Raw genomic sequence first — 22,093 nt, forward strand, 5'->3', positions numbered from 1 at the left:
CGTGACTTGAAATCGGTAAATCGCCGCGCCTAAAATCATTAGAGCTCTAATGAATTTGCAGGCGGAACATGGATAACCGACAGCTTAACTTTTCCCATCTCTTATACTTAACCGCGCATCACTGGCGGCTGGCGGTTAACCGGCGGTTGAAAAATCTTGGCATGAGCCAGGCGTCATGGGTGGCGGTCTCAGCCATTGCCCGCAACGAGCAGCCCCTCTCGCAAAGCGAACTGGCGCAGGAGCTCGGTGTTGAAAGCGCCACCATCGTCCCGCTCATTAACCGCCTGGTCGAACTTGAACTGGTGGAGCGCGTTAAGCCTGACAGCGATAAACGTAAGCGTCTGCTGGTCGCCACTGCAAAAGGGATGGCGCTTTTCCATCAGGTGAAAGCGGTCGCCGACGACCTGCGCGAGGAGATCCTCACCGCCATCACTGCGGAAGAGCGTGAGCAAACCCATCGGGTACTGGAAAAGCTGCTGCACGAGGTGGAAAAGAAATAATGCCTCGTCGCGAAGCTAATCCTTATGTGCCCCACGACTGGGCGCCGCATGAAAAGCCGGCGATGCTCGGTTCGCCGTCGACGCCAATCCACAGTACGCCGAAACGCGTCGCTTACGGCATCGTCGGGCTGTTGGTGTGTCTGACCGGCGCGCTGGGTAATGCCGTCGTTACCGCCAACCTGCAGCTGCTGCAGGGCACTTTTGCCGCCTGGTCGACGGAAATTGCGTGGCTGCCGGCGGTCTACGTGATGACTAACGTTTCTATCAACCTGCTGCTGGTGAAATTTCGCCAGCAGTTTGGCCTGCGCGCCTTTACTGAAGGCTTCCTGGTACTGTATGTACTGGTCACTTTCTTCCACCTGTTCGTCAACGACCTCAGCTCGGCAATGATGGTTCGCGCGGCGCACGGCATGGTGGCAGCGGCGCTGAGTTCTCTGGGGATTTACTATCAGGTACAGGCCTGGCCGGCTCGCCACCGTCTGAAGGCGTTGACCATTGGGATCACCGGATCGTCGCTGGCAATCCCACTGGCGCGTCTGTTTTCGACTGAACTGCTGCAGATTGACGAATGGCGCGGGCTCTATTTCTTTGAGCTCGGGCTGGCGCTGGTGTCGCTCGCCTGCGTCATCGCGCTCAAACTGCCGCCCAGCGATCGCAAAAAAGTGTTTGAGAAGAAGGATTTTATTACCTTCTTCCTGCTGGCTCCCGGCATGGCTTTGGTCTGCGCGGTGCTGTCGCTGGGCCGTCTGGACTGGTGGTTTGAGGCGCCGTGGCTTGGCTGGTCGCTGGCGGGGGCGGTGGTGCTGATCGTTTCGGCTATCGCCTTTGAACATAATCGAACGAATCCGCTGCTTAACACCAAATGGCTTTCCAGCGGCAGTATCATTCGTCTGGGGCTGATTATGCTGCTGATTCGTATCGTTCTGGCGGAACAGAATACCGGGGTCATCGGCTGGCTGCAGTACGTCGGCTTGCAAAACGAGCAGATGACTAACCTGGCGTGGTCGATTTTCGCCGGTATCGTCTGCGGTATCGTCGCCAGTTGTCTGACGCTTAACCCGCAGCGCCTTTACTGGCCCACCGCGACCGCGCTGGCGTTGATCATGATTGCCTCGTTGCTTGATAGTCAGTCCACTGCCCTGACCCGTCCGGAACAGTTAATGTTCAGCCAGTTTTTACTTGGTTTCGGCAGCGCCTTCTTCCTCGCGCCGGCCATGCTGGCGGGAATTGGCGGGGTGATTGCCGACCAGCGCAATCTGGTCAGCTTCTCGGTACTGTTTGGCATGAGCCAAAATATCGGCGGCCTGCTCGGCTCAGCTATCCTCGGTACCTTTCAGACCTGGCGCGAAAAATTCCATTCCAGCCATTTGGCCGATCAGATAACCACGCTGAACCCGTTGATCGCCGAGCGACTGCAGCAGTACAGCCAGATGTATCAAAGCCAAATTGGCGACAGCACGCTATTGAACGTGCAGGCTACCACGTTGCTGCAAAACGCCTCGACGCTACAGGCCAATATTCTCGCCTACAATGACACTTATCTCCTGACGGCGGCGATCTCTGCCGCAACGATGGTGTGGATTTTCTGGCGCTTAATCAGATTGCGAATCACCGCCCGTATCGCGTTAAAACGCGCAACCGGCAACAAATAATAAGATAATTTTTACTCTGGAGTGGTTATGAGTCAGCAGGACGCGGCCAGGCAACAGGCCAATACCCGAAACAACATCCGCGTGGTGTCTATTTTTACCGCCGCGGCGATCGGCATCGTCGGTGTATTGGTTATTCTTTACGCCTGGCAGTTGCCCCCTTTCACCCGGCATAGTCAGTTCACCGATAACGCTTATGTGCGCGGTCAGACGACGTTTATCAGCCCACAGGTTAACGGGTATATCACCGCGGTGAACGTCAAAGATTTTGATACCGTTCAGCCGGGACAGGTACTGTTCCAGATTGACGATCGCATCTATAAGCAGCGGGTACACCAGGCGCAGGCGACGTTGGCGATGAAACAGGCGGCGCTGAAAAACAACCAGCAGCAGCGGAAAAGCGCCGAAGCGACGATCGCCAAAAACGAGGCCGCCTTGCAAAACGCCCGCGCGCAGAATCAGAAAACCCAGGCCGATTTAAAACGCGTCCAGGAGCTTACCGCGGACGGGTCGTTATCCATTCGCGAACGCGATTCCGCGCGGGCCAGCGCGGCTCAAGGCGCTGCCGATATCGAACAGGCGAAAGCCACGCTGGAGATGTCGCGCCAGGATCTGCAGTCCACTATCGTCAATCGCGATTCGCTGGAGGCCGATGTAGCCAGCGCCAAAGCAGCGCTCGAGCTTGCCGAAATCGACCTGCAGAATACGCGGATTATCGCCCCGACGACCGGGCAACTGGGGCAAATCTCCGTACGCCTTGGCGCCTATGTCAGCGCGGGGACGCATTTGACCTCGCTGGTACCGCCTCAGCACTGGGTTATCGCCAACCTGAAAGAGACGCAGCTCGCCGAGGTGCGCGTCGGCCAGCCGGTTACCTTCTCGGTCGATGCGCTGAATAGCGAAACCTTCCACGGCAAGGTACAAAGTATTTCGCCAGCAACCGGCGTCGAATTCAGCGCGATCTCGCCGGATAACGCAACCGGCAACTTTGTCAAAATCGCCCAGCGAATTCCTGTCCGTATCGCGGTCGATGAGGGGCAGAAAAACAGCCATCGTCTGCGCCCGGGAATGTCGGTGCAGGTGACGATTGATACCCGCGCGGAGAATAAACAATGATCCGCCCGTTAACCCTTGCCGTGGCGCTGGCGCTGGTCGGTTGTCAGTCTGCCGATGTACCACGCGCGGAGCCCACGCTGGCGATCCCTGCCGCCTGGCGGGCCGATGTGGGTCCATCCAGCCCGGTAGAAGGCGTGTGGTGGCGTAATTTCCACGACAGCGCGCTTAATCAGTATGTCGATCGGGCGTTGCGCTACAACAGCGACGTCCTGATCGCCCGTGAGCGGGTTAACGAGTATCAGGCGCGTGCCTACGCTGCTAATAGCAGCTTATTCCCCTCGCTTGATGCCAGCCTGACCGGTACCCGCGCTCGCGCACAGTCCGCCGCGACCGGCCTGCCCATTCACAGCACGCTGTACAAAGGGGGCCTGACCGCCAGCTATGACGTCGATATATGGGGAGCCAACCGCAGCGCCGCCAGCGCCGCCGAGGCCAGCCTTGAAGCGCAGAAAGCCGCTGCCGCCGCGGCTAATCTGACCGTGGCGACATCGGTCGCCGTCGGCTACGTCACCTTGTTGTCATTAGACGAGCAGTTGCGGGTCACCCGCCAAACGCTGAAATCGCGAGAAGATGCGTGGAATCTGGCTAAACGCCAGTATGAAACCGGCTATACCTCGCGCCTGGAGCTCATGCAGGCGGATTCAGAGCTACGCTCCACGCGGGCGCAGATCCCGCCGTTGCAACATCAAATTGCCCAGCAGGAGAACGCCCTGAGCGTGCTGTTGGGCGACAATCCCGGTACGGTGAAACGCAATGAATTCGCGCAACTTACCCCACTACGGCTGCCCTCGCAGCTGCCATCATCGCTAATGAGCCGCCGTCCTGACATTGTACAGGCTCAACGACAGCTGGTGGCCGCCGATGCCACCCTTGCCTCGTCGCAAGCGCAGTTGCTGCCATCGATTAACCTGACCGCCACCGGCAGCCTACAGGACCGGACGCTGCCGGAACTGCTCGATAATCCGCTGCGGCTCTGGAGCATCGGCGGCAGCATTCTGACGCCGTTACTCAACCGCCAGGCGCTAAATGCGCAGGTTGATGTCTCGATGGCCCAGCGCAATCAGGCGCTGTACGGGTATGAGAAAACGGTACGCGGCGCGTTCAAAGAGGTGAACGATAGCCTGGATGCCATCAGCCGCTACGGGGAACAGCTAACCGAGCTCCAGGAGCAGGAATCGGTCGCCGCAGAGACGTTGCGTATCGCGCAGAACCGCTATCGTAACGGCTACTCTTCTTATCTGGACGTGTTGGATGCGCAAAGAACGTTGTTCTCCACTCAATTAAGCGTGGTGCAGGTGAAAAATAATCTTCTGCTGGCGCAGATTGATTTGTACCGGGCGCTGGGAGGCGGCTGGTCTGACTCATCAGGGAGCTGAATGGGGAAGCGTCATATGCAACAACAGTGGTCGGCAGTAGACAATTATTTGATTGAGGCCTTAATTCCCGGCGATGCTGTGCTCGATCGGGTACTCGAAAACAACCATCGTTCCGGGTTGCCGGCACACGATGTCGCCGCCAATCAGGGTCAGTTTCTCGCCCTGCTGGTACGGCTTACCCAAGCTAAGCGAATACTGGAGATCGGCACTCTCGGCGGCTATAGCACCATCTGGATGGCGCGCGAGCTTCCTGCCGACGGCCAACTACTCACGCTGGAGGCCGACGCGCATCATGCCCAGGTAGCGCGGGAGAATCTGCAGTTGGCGGGGGTTGACCATCTGGTCACGCTGCGGGAGGGACCGGCGCTACAGTCCCTGGAGGCGCTTGGCGAATGTCCCGCTTTCGACCTGATCTTCATCGATGCCGATAAGCCGAATAATCCCCATTATCTGCGCTGGGCGCTACGTTATTCCCGCCCAGGAACCTTAATTATTGGCGATAACGTGGTACGCGACGGCGAAGTGGTCAACTCACAGAGCGCCGACGAGCGCGTTCAGGGCGTGCGTCAGTTCATTGAGATGATGGGCGCCGAGCCACGGTTGACGGCAACGGCGCTGCAGACCGTGGGTAATAAAGGCTGGGACGGCTTTACTCTGGCGTGGGTAAACGCTTAAACGTGGGCACCTGACCAGTAGCCCCGGTAAGCGCAGCGCCACCGAGGACAACCGGCCAAACTACGGCGTAATTTGCTCCATCGCCTGCAATACGCGTTTGTCCGAGATCGGATACGGAGTACCCAACTGCTGAGCAAAGAAGCTGACGCGCAGCTCTTCGATCATCCAGCGGATCTCCTGTACGTCGTCATCATCACGGCGATTCGGCGGCAGCTTATTCAACCACTGCTGCCACGCCTGTTGCACGCTCTCGACTTTCAGCATCTGGGCGCGGTCACGGTGTGGATCGATTGCCAGCTTCTCAAGACGCTTTTCAATTGCCTGCAGATAACGCAACGTATCGCCGAGACGGCGGAAACCGTTGCCGGTCACAAAGCCGCGATAAACCAGACCTGTCATCTGCGCTTTAATATCCGACAGCCCCAGGGCCATCGTCATATCTACCCGCCCTTTCAGACGCTTATTGATGTTAAATACCGCCGTCAGGATCTGCTCGACCTGCTTCGCGATATCGACCACCGTGTCGTTCAGTTCGGCGCGCACTTTATCGTGCAGTTTACTAAAGCCCTCTTCAGTCCATACCGGGCCGCCGGCTTCATCGATAAGCTTGTCAACGCCGCAGGAGATGCAATCGTCAATCAAATCCAGCACCTTGCCATAAGGGTTGAAATAGAGTCCCAGCTTGGCTTTGTTTGGCAGTTTCTCGTGCAGATACTTAATCGGCGACGGAATATTGAGCAACAGTAAACGGCGTAAACCACGCCACATCGCCTGCTGCTGTTCCTGTGGATTATCAAACAGTTTGATGGCTACGCTGTCACGCTCGTCCACCAGCGCCGGCCAGGCTTTCACCTTATAATTACCGCGCTTCTGTTCGTAACTCTCCGCCAGCGTGCCGAAACTCCAGATATGCAGCCCACTTTGTTCAATACCGTCGTCGGCCACCGCCGATAGCGTCTCCTGAACTTTGCCTTTCAGCGCGTCCTTCAACGCCTGCAAAGAGCGCCCTTCCTGCAGTTTCTTATTTTTGTCATCCACCACCCGGAAAGTGATTTTCAGGTGATCGGGCACCTGATCCCACTGCCAGGACTCGCGGTCGATAGTCACGCCGGTCATTTTACGCAGCTCACGCTCCAGCGAATCCAGTAACGGCAACGCCAGCGGCGTCGCGCGGCCTAAAAAAGCCTCCGCATAGTTTGGCGCCGGGACAAAATTCCGTCGTACCGGTTTCGGTAGAGATTTGATTAACGCAATGACCAGCTCGCGACGCAGGCCGGGGATCTGCCATTCAAACCCGGCTTCCTCCACCTGATTGAGCAGCGGCAGAGGGATATGCACCGTTACGCCATCGGCATCCGCACCGGGCTCAAACTGATAGCTGAGACGCAGTTTAAGATTGCCCTGATGCCAGAAGTTCGGGTAGTCCAGTTTACTGACCTGCTCCGCCCCCTCTTTAATCAGCATGCTCTTTTCAAAATTGAGCAAGTCTGGCGTTTCGCGGCTGGCCTGCTTCCACCACTTATCAAAGTGGCGAGCGGAGATGACATCGTGGCTAATGCGCTGGTCGTAAAACTCGAACATCGTCTCGTCATCCACAAGGATGTCGCGACGACGCGACTTATGCTCCAGCTCTTCGATTTCAGCGCGCAGCTTCAGGTTATCGCGGAAGAAAACATGCCGCGTCTGCCAGTCGCCCTCTACCAGCGCGTGGCGGATAAACAGCTCACGGCACAGCGCCGGGTCAATCTGGCTATAGTTCACCTTACGCGCGGCGACGATCGGCAGGCCATAAACGGTCACCTTTTCTGTCGCCATCACCGCGCCCTGCGACCGTTCCCAGTGCGGTTCGCTATATGAGCGTTTGATCAAATGCTGCGCCACCGGTTCGACCCACTCAGGCTCAATGCGGGCGGCAATACGCCCCCACAGCCGGCTGGTCTCCACTAGCTCCGCAACCATCGTCCACTTCGGCGGTTTCTTGAATAGACCGGAACCTGGGAAGATAGAGAACCGGGCATTACGGGCGCCGGTGTACTCCTGTTTATCGGAGTCTTTCATCCCGATATGCGACAATAAACCTGTCAGCAGCGCGGTATGAATCTCCCGGTACTCCGCCGGCTCGCTGTTGATAGGCAGGCCGAGTTCTTTCACGACCTGGCGCAGCTGGGTGTAAATATCCTGCCATTCACGCACGCGTAAATAGTTGAGGAAATCCACCCGGCACTGGCGGCGGAACTGATTCGACGAGAGCGCCTTTTGTTGTTCGCCGAGATAGTTCCACAAATTAACAAACGCAAGGAAATCAGACTCTTTATCGTGGAAACGGCGATGTTTCTCATCAGACGCCTGCTGCTTGTCCATGGGACGCTCGCGCGGATCCTGAATCGACAGCGCGGAAGTGATGATCATCGCTTCACGCACGCAGCTATGTTTCTGCGCTTCCAGCACCATCCGAGCCAGACGCGGATCCACCGGTAGCTGGCTGAGCTGACGGCCCAGTGGGGTTAGCCTATAAGCCGTTGCCTGCTCATCGGTGGTGATGGCGCCGAGCTCTTCCAACAGGCGTACGCCATCCTGGATGTTGCGCTTATCCGGCGCTTCGACAAACGGAAACGCGGCGATATCGCCCAGCCCCAGAGCGGTCATTTGCAGAATGACCGAGGCCAGGTTGGTACGCAGAATTTCCGGGTCGGTAAATTCCGGCCGCGACAGGAAATCGTCTTCCGAATAAAGACGAATACAGATACCTTCCGATACGCGCCCGCAGCGACCTTTACGCTGATTAGCGGAGGCCTGTGATACCGGCTCGATTGGCAGACGCTGCACTTTGGTGCGATAGCTATAGCGACTGATACGCGCGGTACCCGGATCGATAACGTATTTAATTCCAGGTACCGTCAGCGACGTTTCGGCAACGTTGGTCGCCAGGACAATACGCCGCCCGCTATGCGACTGGAAAACCCGGTTTTGCTCGCTGTTAGATAAACGCGCATATAGCGGCAGCACTTCGGTATGACGCAAATTGAGCTTATTCAATGCATCAGCGGTATCGCGGATTTCCCGCTCGCCGCTCATAAAGATCAGGATATCGCCGGGGCCTTCGCGCCCCAGTTCATCGACGGCATCAAAAATCGCCTGCAGCTGATCGCGGTCGGTATCGTCTGCCTCTTCAACAATGGGACGATAACGCACTTCAACCGGATAAGTCCGCCCGGAGACTTCGATAATCGGCGCATGATTAAAATGGCGCGAAAATCGTTCCGGATCGATGGTGGCGGAAGTGATGATAATTTTCAGGTCCGGGCGCCGTGGCAACAGCTCTTTGAGATAGCCCAGCAGAAAATCAATGTTCAGGCTGCGCTCATGCGCTTCATCGATAATGATAGTGTCATACTGCATCAGCAGGCGATCCTGCTGGATTTCCGCCAGCAGGATACCGTCGGTCATCAACTTAACCATGGTGTTTTCGCTGACGTGGTCGCTGAAGCGGACTTTATATCCGATACAACCGCCCGGCTCGCTCTGCAGCTCTTCAGCAATGCGGTTAGCGACGGTTCGCGCCGCCAGTCTACGCGGCTGGGTGTGGCCAATCAGGCCTTTCAGGCCGCGCCCCAGCTCCATGCAGATTTTAGGTAACTGAGTGGTTTTACCTGAACCGGTCTCACCGGCGACGATCACCACCTGGTGATCGCGCACCGCTTCGAGAATCTCTTGTTTTTTCTGGCTAACCGGCAGGTTTTCCGGATAGGTAATCGTCGGACGCGCGGCTTCTCGCAGCAGGACTTTCCCTGCTGCTTGTTCTATCTCCTGCATCATCTCCTGCAGAATGGCCTGCTGAGCATCAGGATTTTTAACCTTCTTTACGCCATGCAGGCGACGGCTGTAGCGCGATTTATCGCGCAGCATCAGGTCATCAAGCCGTGCATAAAGCTGCGAGAAAGTATTTTTTTGTTGTTCTGTCATAGCGTTATCGGGCAGTGCTCTGCCGGAAAAATCTCTTATGAAATATTGCTGTAGATTACCACATCTGTTGAACTCATGCCTTGTTCAAAAAAACTGAACATAGGATTCGATATATTGCGCTATCTCTACGGCATGATTGTGAATACAGTGTCACCAGGCACCAGGGCATTGTCCCGTCAATCACATTAAAAAGGAAACACCCATGAGCAAAGTATTAGTTCTGAAGTCCAGTATTCTTGCAGGGTACTCACAATCTGGCCAGCTGTCCGACTATTTTGTTGAACAATGGCGCGAAAAACACCCGGGCGACGTGGTCACCGTGCGCGATCTGGCGGCAAATCCGATTCCGGTACTGGATGGTGAACTGGTTGGCGCGCTGCGTCCGAGCGATGCTCAGCTGACTGCGCGTCAGCAGGAAGCGTTGGCGCTCTCCGATGAGCTGATTGCTGAACTGAAAGCTAACGATGTGATTGTTATCGCTGCGCCGATGTACAACTTCAACATCCCGACTCAGCTGAAAAACTATTTTGACCTGGTTGCCCGTGCAGGTGTCACCTTCCGTTACACCGAGAAAGGCCCTGAAGGTCTGGTTACCGGCAAACGTGCCGTGGTTCTGACCAGCCGCGGCGGTATCCATAAAGATACGCCAACCGATCTGGTCACGCCGTATCTCTCTACCTTCCTTGGCTTCATCGGTATCACCGACGTGAACTTCGTGTTTGCAGAAGGCATTGCCTATGGTCCAGAAGTTGCGGCCAAAGCACAGTCCGATGCCAAAGCGGCAATCGACAGCGTGGTTGCAGCCTGATAAAACCAACCTCCCGCACCAGCGGGAGGTTTTATTCTTGCCAATAATTAAACGCTAACGCCATGTGCTGAAGCCAGCGCAGCAAGACCGCCAGCAAATCCCTGACCAACCGCTTTAAATTTCCATTCCGCACCGTGACGATAAAGCTCGCCAAAAATCATCGCCGTTTCCGTTGATGCATCTTCGGATAGATCAAAGCGCGCAATTTCCTGGCCATTATCGTGGTTATACACCCGCATATAGCTGTTCTGCACCATGCCAAAGTTTTGTTTCCGCGTTTCTGCGTCGTAGATGGTGACGGAGAAAACCAGCTTCTTGACCTCAGCGGCCACCTGGGAAAGCGTGATTTTGACCTGCTCATCATCGCCATCACCTTCACCGGTGCGGTTGTCGCCCTGATGTTCTACGCCGCCGCAAGGACTCTTCTTATTATTGAAGAAGATAAAATTCGCATCCGATAGCACCTTGCCATCTTCGCCAACCATAAAGACCGATGCATCGAGATCGAAATCTTGCCCATCCGTTACTCGCGCATCCCAACCCAATCCCACCATCGCAATATTCATCGACGGCGCTTCTTTAGTGAGTGATACGTTACCGCCTTTAACGAGGGAAACAGCCATTTTAAACCTCCTGTTATAAACTACTGTATGGCCCGACGGACGGTCGGGCTGCTCGGTTTTTAAGATGCATTAATGCCATACTGGGCGCAGACGCTGGATAATCCGCCAGCGTATCCCTGCCCAACGGCGCGGAATTTCCACTCGCCGTTATGGCGATAAAGTTCACCAAATAGCATTGCCGTCTCGCTGGAAGCGTCTTCCGTCAAATCGTAACGGGCCACTTCAAGTTGTGAATCGTTGTTGACCAGGCGAATAAAAGCGCCTGACACCTGACCAAAACTCTGACGACGCATTTGTGCATCGTGAATGGTAACCACGAAGACGATTTTGGCGACGTTGGCCGGGATCATATCCAGTTTGATGATTAGCGATTCATCATCGCCATCGCCTTCCCCGGTGCGGTTGTCGCCGGTGTGGGTGACCGAACCGTCTGCCGATTTTAAGTTGTTGTAGAAGATGAAATCGCTATCGCTGCGCACCTTTCCCGTCTCTGATAACAGGAAGGCAGATGCATCGAGGTCAAAATCCTGGCCGTCGGTAGTGCGGACATCCCACCCTAATCCAACCAGCACGTTTTTCATTGACGGATCGCTTTTGCTAAGAGAAACGTTACCGCCTTTTGACAGTGATACGCTCATATTAAATCCTTTTTAAAGTGAACATGAATAAGGACAGCGCGAGGAATTAATGCTCCCCTGGCTGTTCCTCGTTTTTATCCTGAAAGACAAAACTGGCGACAATACCAACAATAAGCACCAGTAGAACGACATACAGACTGGCGGTCGCCGAAATACTATAGCCATGGTGCCAAAGATGATCGGTGGCGTTCAGACCAAGCTTAAAGGCAATAAAGAAAAGCAATACGATGACCGCTTTTTCAAGATGCACTAAATAATGTTTGAGTGCCTCCAATACAAAATAAAGCGTACGTAGGCCAAGGATGGCAAACATCATCGCGCTATAGACAATCAGCGGCTCCTGGCTTATTGCAATAATGGCCGGCACGGAATCAAAAGCAAACATCACATCAGAGAGTTCAACTACCGCCACGCATAGCATCAGCGGCGTTGCATATAACGCGACGCGCTTTCCGGTGCTGATAATGAGATCTTTATTTTCCGGCTTCGCCCGTTCACGATCGACCTCTTTCGCGGTAAGTAAAAAAGCATGCCCCACCAATTTTGGCCAGATAGGGAATACACGTTTTACCAGACGGTAAGCGATATGCTGCGAGTAATCTTCAATTTCATCGCTCTCCTCCCCGCTTTTTAACATCATGACGGCCGTCCAAAGCACAATTAAGGCAAAGACTATTTCAACATACGGGCCCAGCGCTAATAGTCCTGTGCCAATGGCGACAAAAATAGCGCGGAAAATAATCGCGCCGATCACTCCCCAGTAAAGGACACGGTGGCGATAGCGTTCCGGAATGCCAAACCAGGAGAAGATAGCCATCATCACGAAAAGATTATCGACCGAAAGCACTTTTTCTAAGGCGTAACCAGTAACAAATAAACTAGCCACTTCCGCGCCGTGGTGCACCAGTAGAAACCCGGAAAAAACCATCGCCACCGCAACCCAAAATAGTGACCATAACGCCGCGCTTTTCAGCGATATGACGCTATCGTTACGATGCATTACGAGGTCAATTACGATCGCCCCAATGGCGAGAATAATAAAAACGCTCACCGTTTCAACGGGAAAACCTAAATGAGTGGAGACCATGAAATACCTTTAAGTGCTGTGGTTAAAGACCAAACTCTTCAGCGTTAAAACCGAGCGCAGCGATTATTTCTCGGGTTGCCGCCTGTTCATCCGGGTCGAAATTACCATCGCTTTTACCCACCGCAATCCCTACCCGCACAGCCAATTGCGCCGCTTCTGGCTGATCCTTTAAGGCCAGAATATATTTCATGGTTTCACCTTTGCCGATTTCCATATCGAAATCGAAGCTGGATACCAATTTATTAAAAAAGTCGATTACTTCGTTAGTATCAAAAACTTTCATTTCTTCCGACGAACGCAGAAAACCCATCATTTTCTGTTTTTCTTCGGCGCTAACACCATCACTGGAAACGGCAATACGAGCACATACCGCAACAGTTCCTTGCATGAATTTCTTATTTTTAAAACGCCCAACCTGTTTGACCAGTTCTACGCGGCTGGCGGTCAATGTCGATTTTACTTTATTGAATAATCCCATCGTTCCCTCACTTGGTTTTCTTTATTTAGAACCGGCTCGCCAGCGGAATCCCCAGCCGAATGCGCGATCCATCTCTTTATGGCCGGTGAAATATTGATTTATACGCTCTACTTTTATGGCGCCGTTATCATTGACTAAGCGAGCAATAGCGCACATTGTTCGACGATTATTGCCTTCGGTCAGTCGGGTTTCGATTGGCGGCTGCCCTGGAACATGTAGCGTGACAACACCATCAGTTTTATCCCAGCTGGCGACACCCTCATAAATGAAGGCATAGATTAATATCTGTTTAATTTTTTGCCATTCACTACCATTGATCCAGATCCATTCTCCATCGTTAACCGCCCCCGTGCGATCGTCACCCTGAAGCTGAATAAAAGGAGGTTGTTGATATCGCCCAAATGCATTACCCAGTGCTTGTACTACGCTTAAATCGCCATTTTTTAATTCGACAAAAGCGCCCAGATCCAGATCAACGTTGCTGGCACCTGCTCCTAATAATGAACCAAATAAACCTGTAGCCGAGCTTTGGCGATGCCAATTCAGATTTACGCGTATCTCGCCATAATCGTCACGTTTAGCGAGGCTGATTGCCGGTTTCTCTTTAGTCAAAGTGACCTTACTGAGGTTCACTTTCACGGGTTCATCTGCAGGAGGCAAGGCTTCATCGGCAATATCAACGCCATAGTATTCAGCGAGCGGTTTTAGGCCGCCAGTAAATCCCTGTGCGACAAAGCGAAACTTCCACTCGCCATTACGCCGATAAAGTTCGCCCAGTATCAGCGCTGCTTCATTTCGACCGTGAACATCGACCTGACACTCAATCAGCGTAGTACCGTTATGCTCCACCGCGATCGTCAAATGGCCTAATTCACCGATAGTCCTGTTATTATCGCAGGTTGCGGTAAAGGCCACTTTCTGGACATCCGCCTGCAGCAGCCCTAATGCTACCAGAAATACAGTAGCGGTATTATTAGTACTCAGCTCAATGGTATTATCATCATTTCGCGGCTGGCCGTAAAAACACATATCCGCATCGCCTCTTACCTTATTATTGGCATAGAGACGAAATGACGACACATCAATACTACTGCCCGCGCTTATTTTGATACTAAGGTTAGCAACAGGAACCGCGCTATTTCCTCCGGGTAATAGTTTCATTAGCGCACCACAATGCGTAATACGTCACTTTTCATATCGTCGATGGTGCGCCCCTGAGCTGCTTGACCATGGGCGGTAAAATCCCAACTGCCGTTCTGGCGGCTTAATGAAGCAATAATAATGCCGGTATGAGAACCTTGCTCGGTTAGCTGATAGCGGGCCAATTCCTGATTATTTTGATCGAGCACGCGGCAATTGGCATTCTCAACTTCGTTAAACGTTTGGCCGCGAAAACTATTGACGGTAAAGGCCAGATATTCCACGTTAGCGGAAAGTTTCTCCAGATTAACGCGAATGACTTCATCATCACCGTCACCTTCTCCCGTTAAGTTATCGCCGCTATGCACGACAGCGCCACAGCGAGATTTCAGCTGGCCAAACCAAATGGTATCCAGCACGTTGCCATTCTTATTCAATAGAATGCAGCTTGCATCAAGGTCGATAGAACCTGCGCCACCGGAGAACAACCCGCCGAATAGCCCTTTTTTCTTTGCCCGCAGAGGATCCCAGCCCAGACCAAAAGTCAGCTGCGATAATGCCGGAGATACTTTGCTTAATGATATTGTCTGATTTTTAGTAAGTGAGACCATTTATTCTTCCCTATTAAATACATTTAGCAAATCAATATGCGTTAAAGACTCAAAAAAATCATATCATGATAAAGAACTGACACAAGGCAATTTAGAAAATTAAGAAAAAGAAAAACTCGCCGATGATAAATCATTTTAAAAATCATTACGGAGATATGAATACATTCATTTCATAAATAATCATTCCGAAAACAAAAAAAGCGCCTCATATTATGATTGACATGCCAACATAGCGCTTTTAGACTCCAGTTAAATTTAACGCTGGACGCGTGGAAATAATATCAATGGAAAGAAAAATATGGATTATGGAGGGACTATCCTCCCAACGCGATATCATTTTCGGCATTAATGGCTTCACAATCAATAATAACGAACATCCTATAACCACCTACGCCTCACACAGTCAACCCCGACATGAAATATTATCAACGGCACATTTTTCATTAAGTGAACCCACCGACATCAATTCACGGATGCCATTTATTTCATCAATAGTAAAAGAGTATGGCATTGCCGCAATTCAGGTTGGCAAAGCGTGCCGCTGGTACGAACAGCACCGACGGCAGATTGAAGCGCTGGGCGTGACTCTCACCACGGGCGCCTGCCAGGTGTCCACATTTGAAATTGCCGATGACAAAGTTAACTTTGCGAAAGCCATGCAAGCATGTGGGCTTCCCGTGGTGCCATCCATACGAGTCAATGATGCCAACACGCTGGAATATCTACTCAAAGCTTCGCCTTTCCCCGGCAGCCGCCTATGTGTGAAACCCGTTACCGGCATTTATGGCGCGGGGTTTTGGCTATTTGATGAGCACGCGCTTTCTACAGGTATTATTAATCATCCGGAACAGCGACGTATCCGCCCGGAACAATATATTGAAGCCGTTAAGACCAGTGAGACGTTTACTCCACTGGTACTCATGCCCCGGCTTCCAGGTCCAGAATACTCTGTCGACATGCTGCTTAGTCATGGCAAAGTACTGACAGCCATTGGCAGGCGAAAAGAAGGTGCATTGCAGTATCTGGAAAATAAAGGAGCGGCGATCGAACTTGCCTGCGCCTGCGCCGAATCACTGCATGCTGATGGTATGGTAAACGTACAGACTCGTCACAATACAGAGGGCAAACCGCTTTTACTGGAGATTAATCTACGCCCCTCCGGTGGTATTGGGTATACCCGCCACAGCGGCGTGAATTTGCCCGGGTTGTTCGCCGCGCAGCGGCTGGGTTTACTGACGGCGGATGACATTGTGCAGCGCGTAGCGCATCAATTCACCCCTGCAACCATCAGAGTCATGACAGAGAGCTGTCAATATCCTCAGCAACTCAATAATGCGCTTGCGCCTTCGCATAATGCGGAGGTGAAATGATGAAAAACGAAAACTGCTACCTCCGTCAGCTCTCAAGTGGCGAATTACGCGTGTTTCACCACGGCGAGGAAAACGAACTTCATGCGCTGTTCGACATCGCTGAACGGCGCAACCCTAAAAGGGCGTTTCTCTTTGTCAGCCATGTTTTAGGTCGGCATATTCCTGTTTCGCCCGCAACCATGCGCGCAGTTTACCAGCGGCTTGCCGTAAGTTTCCCCGCAGACCTCGCCGGTCCGGTGTTGTTCGTCGGGATGGCTGAGACTGCCGTTGGTCTCGGCGCTGGCGTGTTTGACGAACTCCGCAAACGCGTTGACCGGGCAATCTATCTCACCTCTACGCGTCATCCGCAAGAGGCGGAACTACTGTGCGAATTTAAAGAAGCGCACAGCCATGCCACGGACCATTTGATTTATCTCCCCCACGCTCGAGAGATGCGCCGACGGGTGCTGGAAGCTAAAACTCTGGTGCTCATCGACGATGAAGCCACGACCGGCAATACCTTCATCAATCTCGTGTCCGCGTTACACCCGCACCTGACACATTTGCAAAGTGCTGTCTCCGTGACGCTTACCGACTGGAGCGGCGATGCCTTCGCCAGGCGTTGTAACCTGCCGGTGAGCCAGATCGCGTTAGTTAAAGGACGTTGGGAATGGCATCCGCTGTCCAACGCTACGCCTCCCGACATGCCTGCCGTCAATATCACCTCGCGTGGGGAGTATGCTCTTTCCCGGCGCCAGACGTGGGGGCGTCTGGGAATGATACGTCCCGCGGCAGACCTTGGCATCGAGATCAACGCAACCACAGGAGAGACTATCCTGGTATTGGGCAGCGGTGAGTTTGTCTGGGAACCATTTTTGCTGGCCGAACGCCTTGAGCAACAAGGCGCCACTGTTAAGTTCAGCGCGACCAGTCGCTCGCCGATTGCGCCTGGCATGGCGATCCAATCGCTGTTGTCATTTAACGATAATTACGGGCTGGGCATCCCAAACTTTGTCTACAACGTCGCCCACCAGCGTTTCGATCGCATTATTTTATGTATAGAGACCCCTACGAAAAGCGTTGATCCCCACCTGGCCCACGCGCTGGAGTCGCTTTGTTCGCGACTGGAGATTTTATCTTATGAATAAGCCAGTAGTATTTTCCGATCTCGACGATACGCTATTTCAGACCAGACGAAAAATGGTCAATGAACTTTCTGCGGCCCCCTTTCGTTGCGCCGCGCTGGACAGGGAAATGCGTCCGCGCAGCTATATGAACGAAGCTCAGGCCATGTTCGTCGATTGGTTGCTTGAACACGCCGAACTGATCCCCGTCACCGCCAGAGGGAGCGAAGAGTTGACGCGGGTGCAAATCCCATTTCGCTCATGGGCTATAACCACCCACGGCGCAGTCATCATGACGCCTGAAGGGCTACCGGATACCGAGTGGCAACATCATATGGTGGCTATCCTGGCGCCCTATGCTGACAGACTTAAAGCCATGCAACACGACATAACTACCCAGATGGCTATTCAAGGTATCGACGGCTGGGCGCGCATCAACGAAGAGTATGACGACGTGCCCGTTTACCTGGTGATGAAACATCGCGACAGCACCAGAATCGCCGAGCTCTACGCTTTTGCCGACTGGCTGACGCAGCGTTTCACGCTGCAGGGGTTTTATCTTCACCGCAACGGCAATAACGTTGCCTGGATACCGGAGCCTGTCGATAAAGGGCTGGCCGTCGGTTGGCTAATAAATAAATTGCAGGCCCAGCGCGGTACGTTCCCGGTGCTCGGGTTTGGCGACAGTCTTAGCGACCATCGCTTTTTGCAACTTTGCCATTGGTTTGCCGTCCCCCAGCAGAGCCAGTTTGCCACAGCTATCAATCACCACATTTTCGCAGGTTCTTAATATGCACAAGCTCCATCACTTTTCCGGCGCTTTTGCGCAAAATGACGTCCGCTTTTTGCTCAATCCTGTGAATATCGCCATGACGTCGGTTGATGAAAAAGAGGCTTTGATTCAATCGGGTAAAGCGCATTATTCCGACTTGCTAAGCCAGGAGCCCGCGCCAAGTCAGTGGCATCTTAATCTTTTTGCCAAAGCCCTACAGCGCGAAACGCCACGTATGGCTAACGAAGTGCAGCAGCTCAGTCACACGCTCATCGCGCAGTTCAACAATACGCCTATCATCCTGGTGAGTTTGGTGCGTGCGGGTGTCCCGCTGGGGGTGATGCTACAGCGGGCGCTGCGCGACGCGGGTAAAACGTCCTTCCACTACGGTATCAGCATTATTCGCGATCGCGGTATTGATAGCGCCGCACTTGAATGGATTGAAAATCGTCACGGTACGCAAGGTATCGTATTTGTCGACGGATGGACCGGTAAAGGCGCCATTCGCTCGCAGCTGCAGCGTTCGCTTCACGGCCGAAAAGGCTACCCTGCCGAACCAAAGCTGGTGGTGTTAGCCGACCCCTGCGGCTGCGCATGGTTGTCCGCGTCTGACGATGACTGGTTAATCCCCTTCGGTATCATGGGGGCGCCGGTATCGGGTCTGATTTCTCGCTCACTATGGTCACTGGTCGGCTTTCACGGTTGTGTGCAATGCAATCATTTAGCTGATTTTGAATGCGGCCAACTACTAGTTGATACCGTTGATAATTATCGACAGACGCTAGTTTCTGCCGCGCAGATTAAACCCGATTTAGCGCAGAAAGCCAGACTTCGACGCAAAAGCGAAGCGGTAGTGCTTCATCTCGCTGAACGATATGCCGTCGACAATCTTAACCGCATCAAACCAGGCATCGCAGAAGCAACGCGCGCGGTGCTTCGCAGGGTACCCGATCATGTTCTGGTGCGCGCCATTAACGATCCGGATGTTGCGCTACTGATGGCGTTAGCCCGCGATAAAGGTATTCATATAAGCGAAGTTGGCGATGAAATTGGCCAATACCGCGCCGTCACTATTATTAAGAAGGTATTTTAATGAAAACACGTCTCTCGGCATGGAATCTGGGAGCGACCCTATACATGCCCGCCACTCGCCACGATATTGCCTCCACTATTATTGACGGCAAAATTAAAGGGCTACGCTCATTAGTGATCTGTCTTGAAGATTCGGTTAACGAAAGCGATATCAAACATGCTCTGGTAAACCTCAAAAACCTCTGTATACAGCTAGCCCGTGCCAAAGCAACGCAAGAGCATCATTACTGGCCGCTGGTATTTATTCGCCCACGACATCTATCCATGGCGAAACTGCTAATTGAGAACTTTGATTTAACGGCCATTGACGGTCTGGTCATTCCCAAATTTACGCATCATTCATTGGCTGGCTGGTGGCGCGCGATCGGCAGCACGCCTTTGAGCATAATGCCAACGCTGGAAACCGAAGAGGTGTTTGATTGCGAGAAAATGCGCCAGCTTGCCGGAGAGCTCAGCGCCCATCCATGTCGGGCCAGGATAATTGCCTTGCGTATCGGTGGTAACGATCTCATGAATGTTATTTCGCTTCGTCGTTCGCGTAATCTGACGCTGTATGACGGGCCAATGGGATACGTTATCAAAATGCTGGTATCCGTTTTCTCTCCCTATCATTTTGCCCTGACAGCACCGGTCTGCGAACATATCGACAGCCAGGAGATCATGGAGCGGGAATTGCAACTGGATATGGCCCACGGCCTGGTCGGAAAAACAGCCATCCATCCCAATCAGTTACTGACTATTGAGCGTGCGCTAATGGTCACGCCCGGCGAACACGCTGATGCGCTACGGATCCTTAACTCCAGCCAGGCAGTGTTTAAATCTCAGGGAACAATGTGCGAACCGGCCACCCATCGCAACTGGGCAGCGGCAATTCTGGCCAGAGCAGCCTATTACGGCATTGTTAGTGATTTCGCCCCTGATGCTTTAGCCCAGGGTTAGATAAATTAATCAACATACCCACTATGGATAATGCGATGGTCTCAGGATGAGATTAAATAGTAAACAAGAGCGCATTTTTAAACTGGCGCTTATTCTCGGCAACGGGCAACCGGTATCCTCAGCGGAACTGCTGGAAAAGCTGGATTGTTCGGATCCAACGTTATCAAGAACGTTGAAAACGTTGCGGGACACCTATGAGGCGGAAATAAAATATAGTAAAGCCGCCCATACCTATCAACTTGTCGCCAGTGGCTCCTTGACTAAGGATATGATGGAGCGAATGGCAGAAGCGATCCGTGTCAATAGCGGCCTGAAAATGCCGATGCCATCAGGTAAAGTGGTATTGAATAAGGATCAAAAAAAGGCTATTTCGCTGTCGGTTAAACGCTCAGTGCTACGTAAACTGGACCGCCTGGCCTGCCTGGCGATGCTTACCCGTAGCGGCGCTGTAGAGATGCTGGCGCAGAAGTTTATTGATGAATTAATTGATTCCTTTTACAAGCAGAAGCGCTGATTATGACGTTCGCCGCCCCGTGTCCGGGCGGCAACAAACCTGTACCGGAGCGGTCACGCTATAATAAAAACAATAGTCACATTCAGCTCGCCGATTTTGGCCGCAGGTTTTCATCAAATTCCAGACGCTTACGCCCGGCCTCTATCTCTTTTAATGGCTCCACCTGATGCAGCGACTGCTTACAGCGTTCCACCAGCACCTGGTATTCACGGGTACCGTGTTTTTTCCACTCCAGTTCCTGCTCGCTCAGCGTACGAATCGCTTTCGCCGGACTGCCGATAATTAAATGATTGGCGGGCATTTCCGCTTTCGCTTTTACGAAGGCCGATGCGCCGACAATACTGTTTTCGCCAATTACCGCCCCGTCGATAATTACCGCGCTCATCCCCACCAGCGCGTTGCGACCAATCACGCAGCCGTGCAGAATTGCGCCGTGGCCGATGTGACCGTCCTCTTCCACCACCGTATCCTGGCCGGGGAAGCCGTGCATGACGCAGTTATCCTGAATATTGGCTCCGTCTTTTACTACAATACGGCCAAAATCGCCGCGCAGGCTGGCATTTGGCCCAACATAGACCCCTTTTCCCAGGATCACGTCGCCAATCAGCACCGCCGTCGGATGAACATAGCTCTCGTCCGGCACCACTGGCGTCAGCCCATCAATCTGATAAATCGGCATGCAACCTCCTTAGACGCCCGGCAAACCGCCAAAGCGTTGAAAATAAAGCGGCCCCGGCGCGGGAAGCTCGCCAACCGAGCTTTCGCCTTTTTCGCCGACAAAGGCCAGCGCGCCGGGCGTCACGCGCTGATAAATATTGATACACAGCTGCCGCGCGGTTTGCCCGGCCCAGTGCGCAGGCAGGAGCTCTTCCGGCAGCAGCGGGTCTTTTAATACCACCCGGCGATAGAAATGGATAAGCAGCAGTTGGATCTGGAAACAGCGCTCCGGCGTCAGCTCTGACGGTTCGCTGTCGCGCAGCAGCGGCAGTAACGGTCGGAACAATGCGATAAACGCCTCGTACATCTCATTTTGTTCGGTGAGATGCCAGCACTCTTCTACGCGGTCACGCAGCGCCGCCCTTGAGAGCGCCAGCGGCGAATGGGCTTCAAAACAGATGACGTTTTCGGCGACGCCCGCTTCATGTAGCAGCGATTGGACATCGGCCAGCTTTTGCGAGGGCGAGGCCAGCAGACTTGGCGCCAACGCGCCAAATCCCTGCCATAGCAGTTGCTTTTTGACTTCCGCCAGAACCGTTTTTTCTAATCCTTCCGACAGTAGCAGCAGCCAGGTTCCGTCCCATTCGGGAGCGTTCGCCCGATAAATTTTATGTTCCGCGCGCCGGGTCAGACGTAGTCCTTTATCGCTCAGGCGATAAAAGCTGCGCCGGCCGATACGGACGACGTCGAGCCACTCTTCTTTATTGAGGCGAAATAGCGCGGTGCGTACAAAGCGCTCGCCGAAACCTAATCCTTCCAGCAGCGCCGCGACGCTACCCAACCACACTTCCCCACCGCGTTGTAATAAGGCGTCGCCATACAGCGAGGCAATCAAGGAGGTACCGCTAATCGGCATCGCCGTTACAGCTTGTTGAATAAAGGCGTCGAGTTTACTCATCTGATTCATTCTGTTGTTATATTT

Annotated in this window: 21 protein-coding genes; 12 read left to right on the forward strand and 9 right to left on the reverse strand. The window is 53.3% G+C overall.

Features of this window, described 5'->3' with window-relative positions; all coding sequences use genetic code 11:
- The first annotated feature begins 68 nt into the window (after nt 1-68).
- The 5 genes from PGS10_RS02650 to PGS10_RS02670 are packed head-to-tail and all read left to right on the forward strand — an operon-like array spanning nt 69 to nt 5,316.
- Nucleotides 69-500 (forward strand): MarR family winged helix-turn-helix transcriptional regulator, encoded by a 432-nt coding sequence (locus PGS10_RS02650; protein WP_045382685.1) that lies wholly within the window; start codon nt 69-71, stop codon nt 498-500.
- The gene (locus PGS10_RS02655; RefSeq protein ID WP_316422389.1) at nt 500-2,152 is read left to right on the forward strand and encodes an MFS transporter; all 1,653 of its coding nucleotides are present in this window, start codon (nt 500-502) and stop codon (nt 2,150-2,152) included. The genes PGS10_RS02650 and PGS10_RS02655 overlap by 1 nt, the downstream gene beginning before the upstream one ends.
- Nucleotides 2,153-2,179: 27 nt before the next feature.
- Nucleotides 2,180-3,265 (forward strand): HlyD family secretion protein, encoded by a 1,086-nt coding sequence (locus PGS10_RS02660; protein WP_020078647.1) that lies wholly within the window; start codon nt 2,180-2,182, stop codon nt 3,263-3,265.
- On the forward strand, nt 3,262-4,641 hold the full coding sequence (locus tag PGS10_RS02665; RefSeq protein WP_316422391.1) for an efflux transporter outer membrane subunit: 1,380 nt from the start codon (nt 3,262-3,264) through the stop codon (nt 4,639-4,641). The genes PGS10_RS02660 and PGS10_RS02665 overlap by 4 nt, the downstream gene beginning before the upstream one ends.
- Nucleotides 4,642-5,316, forward strand: coding sequence for an O-methyltransferase (locus PGS10_RS02670; RefSeq protein ID WP_074165417.1), 675 nt, complete (start codon nt 4,642-4,644; stop codon nt 5,314-5,316). It begins immediately after the preceding gene.
- 60 nt (nt 5,317-5,376) lie between these two features.
- Here the strand turns inward: PGS10_RS02670 and hrpA are convergent, their stop codons facing one another.
- Nucleotides 5,377-9,279 carry an ATP-dependent RNA helicase HrpA gene (gene hrpA / locus PGS10_RS02675; protein WP_316422393.1) on the reverse strand — a complete coding sequence of 1,301 codons (3,903 nt, stop codon included), beginning with the start codon at nt 9,277-9,279 and terminating at the stop codon, nt 5,377-5,379.
- Nucleotides 9,280-9,481: 202 nt separating this feature from the next.
- Between hrpA and azoR the strand changes: the two genes are divergently transcribed.
- A complete protein-coding gene (gene azoR, locus PGS10_RS02680) occupies nt 9,482-10,087 on the forward strand; it encodes an FMN-dependent NADH-azoreductase (protein ID WP_045393899.1) in 606 nt (201 codons plus the stop codon).
- 47 nt (nt 10,088-10,134) lie between these two features.
- Here the strand turns inward: azoR and PGS10_RS02685 are convergent, their stop codons facing one another.
- From PGS10_RS02685 to PGS10_RS02710, 6 genes are read right to left on the reverse strand one after another with little or no spacing between them, the layout of a single operon-like run.
- The gene (locus PGS10_RS02685; RefSeq protein ID WP_047048861.1) at nt 10,135-10,710 is read right to left on the reverse strand and encodes a TerD family protein; all 576 of its coding nucleotides are present in this window, start codon (nt 10,708-10,710) and stop codon (nt 10,135-10,137) included.
- Nucleotides 10,711-10,769: 59 nt separating this feature from the next.
- The gene (locus PGS10_RS02690) at nt 10,770-11,348 is read right to left on the reverse strand and encodes a TerD family protein (RefSeq protein WP_045393893.1); all 579 of its coding nucleotides are present in this window, start codon (nt 11,346-11,348) and stop codon (nt 10,770-10,772) included.
- Between the two features lie 46 nt (nt 11,349-11,394).
- A complete protein-coding gene (locus PGS10_RS02695) occupies nt 11,395-12,435 on the reverse strand; it encodes a TerC/Alx family metal homeostasis membrane protein (RefSeq protein WP_316422396.1) in 1,041 nt (346 codons plus the stop codon).
- 22 nt (nt 12,436-12,457) lie between these two features.
- Nucleotides 12,458-12,913, reverse strand: coding sequence for a tellurite resistance TerB family protein (locus PGS10_RS02700; protein WP_316422397.1), 456 nt, complete (start codon nt 12,911-12,913; stop codon nt 12,458-12,460).
- Nucleotides 12,914-12,934: 21 nt separating this feature from the next.
- Nucleotides 12,935-14,074 carry a TerD family protein gene (locus PGS10_RS02705; RefSeq protein WP_316422398.1) on the reverse strand — a complete coding sequence of 380 codons (1,140 nt, stop codon included), beginning with the start codon at nt 14,072-14,074 and terminating at the stop codon, nt 12,935-12,937.
- A complete protein-coding gene (locus PGS10_RS02710) occupies nt 14,074-14,664 on the reverse strand; it encodes a TerD family protein (RefSeq protein WP_316422400.1) in 591 nt (196 codons plus the stop codon). The genes PGS10_RS02705 and PGS10_RS02710 overlap by 1 nt, the downstream gene beginning before the upstream one ends.
- A gap of 284 nt (nt 14,665-14,948) precedes the next feature.
- Between PGS10_RS02710 and PGS10_RS02715 the strand changes: the two genes are divergently transcribed.
- The 6 genes from PGS10_RS02715 to PGS10_RS02740 are packed head-to-tail and all read left to right on the forward strand — an operon-like array spanning nt 14,949 to nt 20,454.
- Entirely contained in the window at nt 14,949-16,034 is a 1,086-nt protein-coding gene (locus PGS10_RS02715) for an ATP-grasp domain-containing protein (RefSeq protein WP_316422402.1), read from the forward strand.
- Entirely contained in the window at nt 16,031-17,161 is a 1,131-nt protein-coding gene (locus PGS10_RS02720; RefSeq protein WP_316422403.1) for a phosphoribosyltransferase domain-containing protein, read from the forward strand. Before PGS10_RS02715 ends, PGS10_RS02720 begins: the two co-directional genes overlap by 4 nt.
- The gene (locus PGS10_RS02725; protein ID WP_045393878.1) at nt 17,154-17,927 is read left to right on the forward strand and encodes a hypothetical protein; all 774 of its coding nucleotides are present in this window, start codon (nt 17,154-17,156) and stop codon (nt 17,925-17,927) included. The genes PGS10_RS02720 and PGS10_RS02725 overlap by 8 nt, the downstream gene beginning before the upstream one ends.
- Nucleotide 17,928: 1 nt before the next feature.
- Nucleotides 17,929-19,002 (forward strand): cysteine protease StiP family protein, encoded by a 1,074-nt coding sequence (locus PGS10_RS02730; RefSeq protein ID WP_315710702.1) that lies wholly within the window; start codon nt 17,929-17,931, stop codon nt 19,000-19,002.
- Nucleotides 19,002-19,940: an HpcH/HpaI aldolase/citrate lyase family protein gene (locus PGS10_RS02735; RefSeq protein WP_063416082.1), complete on the forward strand. Its 939-nt coding sequence runs from the start codon at nt 19,002-19,004 to the stop codon at nt 19,938-19,940. Before PGS10_RS02730 ends, PGS10_RS02735 begins: the two co-directional genes overlap by 1 nt.
- Nucleotides 19,941-19,986: 46 nt before the next feature.
- A complete protein-coding gene (locus tag PGS10_RS02740) occupies nt 19,987-20,454 on the forward strand; it encodes an HTH domain-containing protein (protein ID WP_047048882.1) in 468 nt (155 codons plus the stop codon).
- Nucleotides 20,455-20,536: 82 nt separating this feature from the next.
- Here the strand turns inward: PGS10_RS02740 and paaY are convergent, their stop codons facing one another.
- Together paaY and paaX are read right to left on the reverse strand one after the other, a co-directional pair.
- A complete protein-coding gene (paaY, locus tag PGS10_RS02745) occupies nt 20,537-21,133 on the reverse strand; it encodes a phenylacetic acid degradation protein PaaY (protein ID WP_047048885.1) in 597 nt (198 codons plus the stop codon).
- Between the two features lie 9 nt (nt 21,134-21,142).
- Entirely contained in the window at nt 21,143-22,069 is a 927-nt protein-coding gene (gene paaX, locus PGS10_RS02750) for a phenylacetic acid degradation operon negative regulatory protein PaaX (RefSeq protein ID WP_026612287.1), read from the reverse strand.
- Nucleotides 22,070-22,093: the final 24 nt, after the last annotated feature.

Origin of the sequence: Klebsiella sp. 141153, assembly GCF_032601995.1 — a bacterium.
GTDB classification, from domain to species: domain Bacteria; phylum Pseudomonadota; class Gammaproteobacteria; order Enterobacterales; family Enterobacteriaceae; genus Klebsiella; species Klebsiella aerogenes.

Coding starts and splice junctions, on each gene's coding strand:
- PGS10_RS02650 (WP_045382685.1), top strand. CDS start 69: ATGGATAACCGACAGCTTAACTTTTCCCATCTCTTATACTTAACCGCG.
- PGS10_RS02655 (WP_316422389.1), top strand. CDS start 500: ATGCCTCGTCGCGAAGCTAATCCTTATGTGCCCCACGACTGGGCGCCG.
- PGS10_RS02660 (WP_020078647.1), top strand. CDS start 2,180: ATGAGTCAGCAGGACGCGGCCAGGCAACAGGCCAATACCCGAAACAAC.
- PGS10_RS02665 (WP_316422391.1), top strand. CDS start 3,262: ATGATCCGCCCGTTAACCCTTGCCGTGGCGCTGGCGCTGGTCGGTTGT.
- PGS10_RS02670 (WP_074165417.1), top strand. CDS start 4,642: ATGGGGAAGCGTCATATGCAACAACAGTGGTCGGCAGTAGACAATTAT.
- hrpA (WP_316422393.1), bottom strand. CDS start 9,279: ATGACAGAACAACAAAAAAATACTTTCTCGCAGCTTTATGCACGGCTT.
- azoR (WP_045393899.1), top strand. CDS start 9,482: ATGAGCAAAGTATTAGTTCTGAAGTCCAGTATTCTTGCAGGGTACTCA.
- PGS10_RS02685 (WP_047048861.1), bottom strand. CDS start 10,710: ATGGCTGTTTCCCTCGTTAAAGGCGGTAACGTATCACTCACTAAAGAA.
- PGS10_RS02690 (WP_045393893.1), bottom strand. CDS start 11,348: ATGAGCGTATCACTGTCAAAAGGCGGTAACGTTTCTCTTAGCAAAAGC.
- PGS10_RS02695 (WP_316422396.1), bottom strand. CDS start 12,435: ATGGTCTCCACTCATTTAGGTTTTCCCGTTGAAACGGTGAGCGTTTTT.
- PGS10_RS02700 (WP_316422397.1), bottom strand. CDS start 12,913: ATGGGATTATTCAATAAAGTAAAATCGACATTGACCGCCAGCCGCGTA.
- PGS10_RS02705 (WP_316422398.1), bottom strand. CDS start 14,074: ATGAAACTATTACCCGGAGGAAATAGCGCGGTTCCTGTTGCTAACCTT.
- PGS10_RS02710 (WP_316422400.1), bottom strand. CDS start 14,664: ATGGTCTCACTTACTAAAAATCAGACAATATCATTAAGCAAAGTATCT.
- PGS10_RS02715 (WP_316422402.1), top strand. CDS start 14,949: ATGGAAAGAAAAATATGGATTATGGAGGGACTATCCTCCCAACGCGAT.
- PGS10_RS02720 (WP_316422403.1), top strand. CDS start 16,031: ATGATGAAAAACGAAAACTGCTACCTCCGTCAGCTCTCAAGTGGCGAA.
- PGS10_RS02725 (WP_045393878.1), top strand. CDS start 17,154: ATGAATAAGCCAGTAGTATTTTCCGATCTCGACGATACGCTATTTCAG.
- PGS10_RS02730 (WP_315710702.1), top strand. CDS start 17,929: ATGCACAAGCTCCATCACTTTTCCGGCGCTTTTGCGCAAAATGACGTC.
- PGS10_RS02735 (WP_063416082.1), top strand. CDS start 19,002: ATGAAAACACGTCTCTCGGCATGGAATCTGGGAGCGACCCTATACATG.
- PGS10_RS02740 (WP_047048882.1), top strand. CDS start 19,987: ATGAGATTAAATAGTAAACAAGAGCGCATTTTTAAACTGGCGCTTATT.
- paaY (WP_047048885.1), bottom strand. CDS start 21,133: ATGCCGATTTATCAGATTGATGGGCTGACGCCAGTGGTGCCGGACGAG.
- paaX (WP_026612287.1), bottom strand. CDS start 22,069: ATGAGTAAACTCGACGCCTTTATTCAACAAGCTGTAACGGCGATGCCG.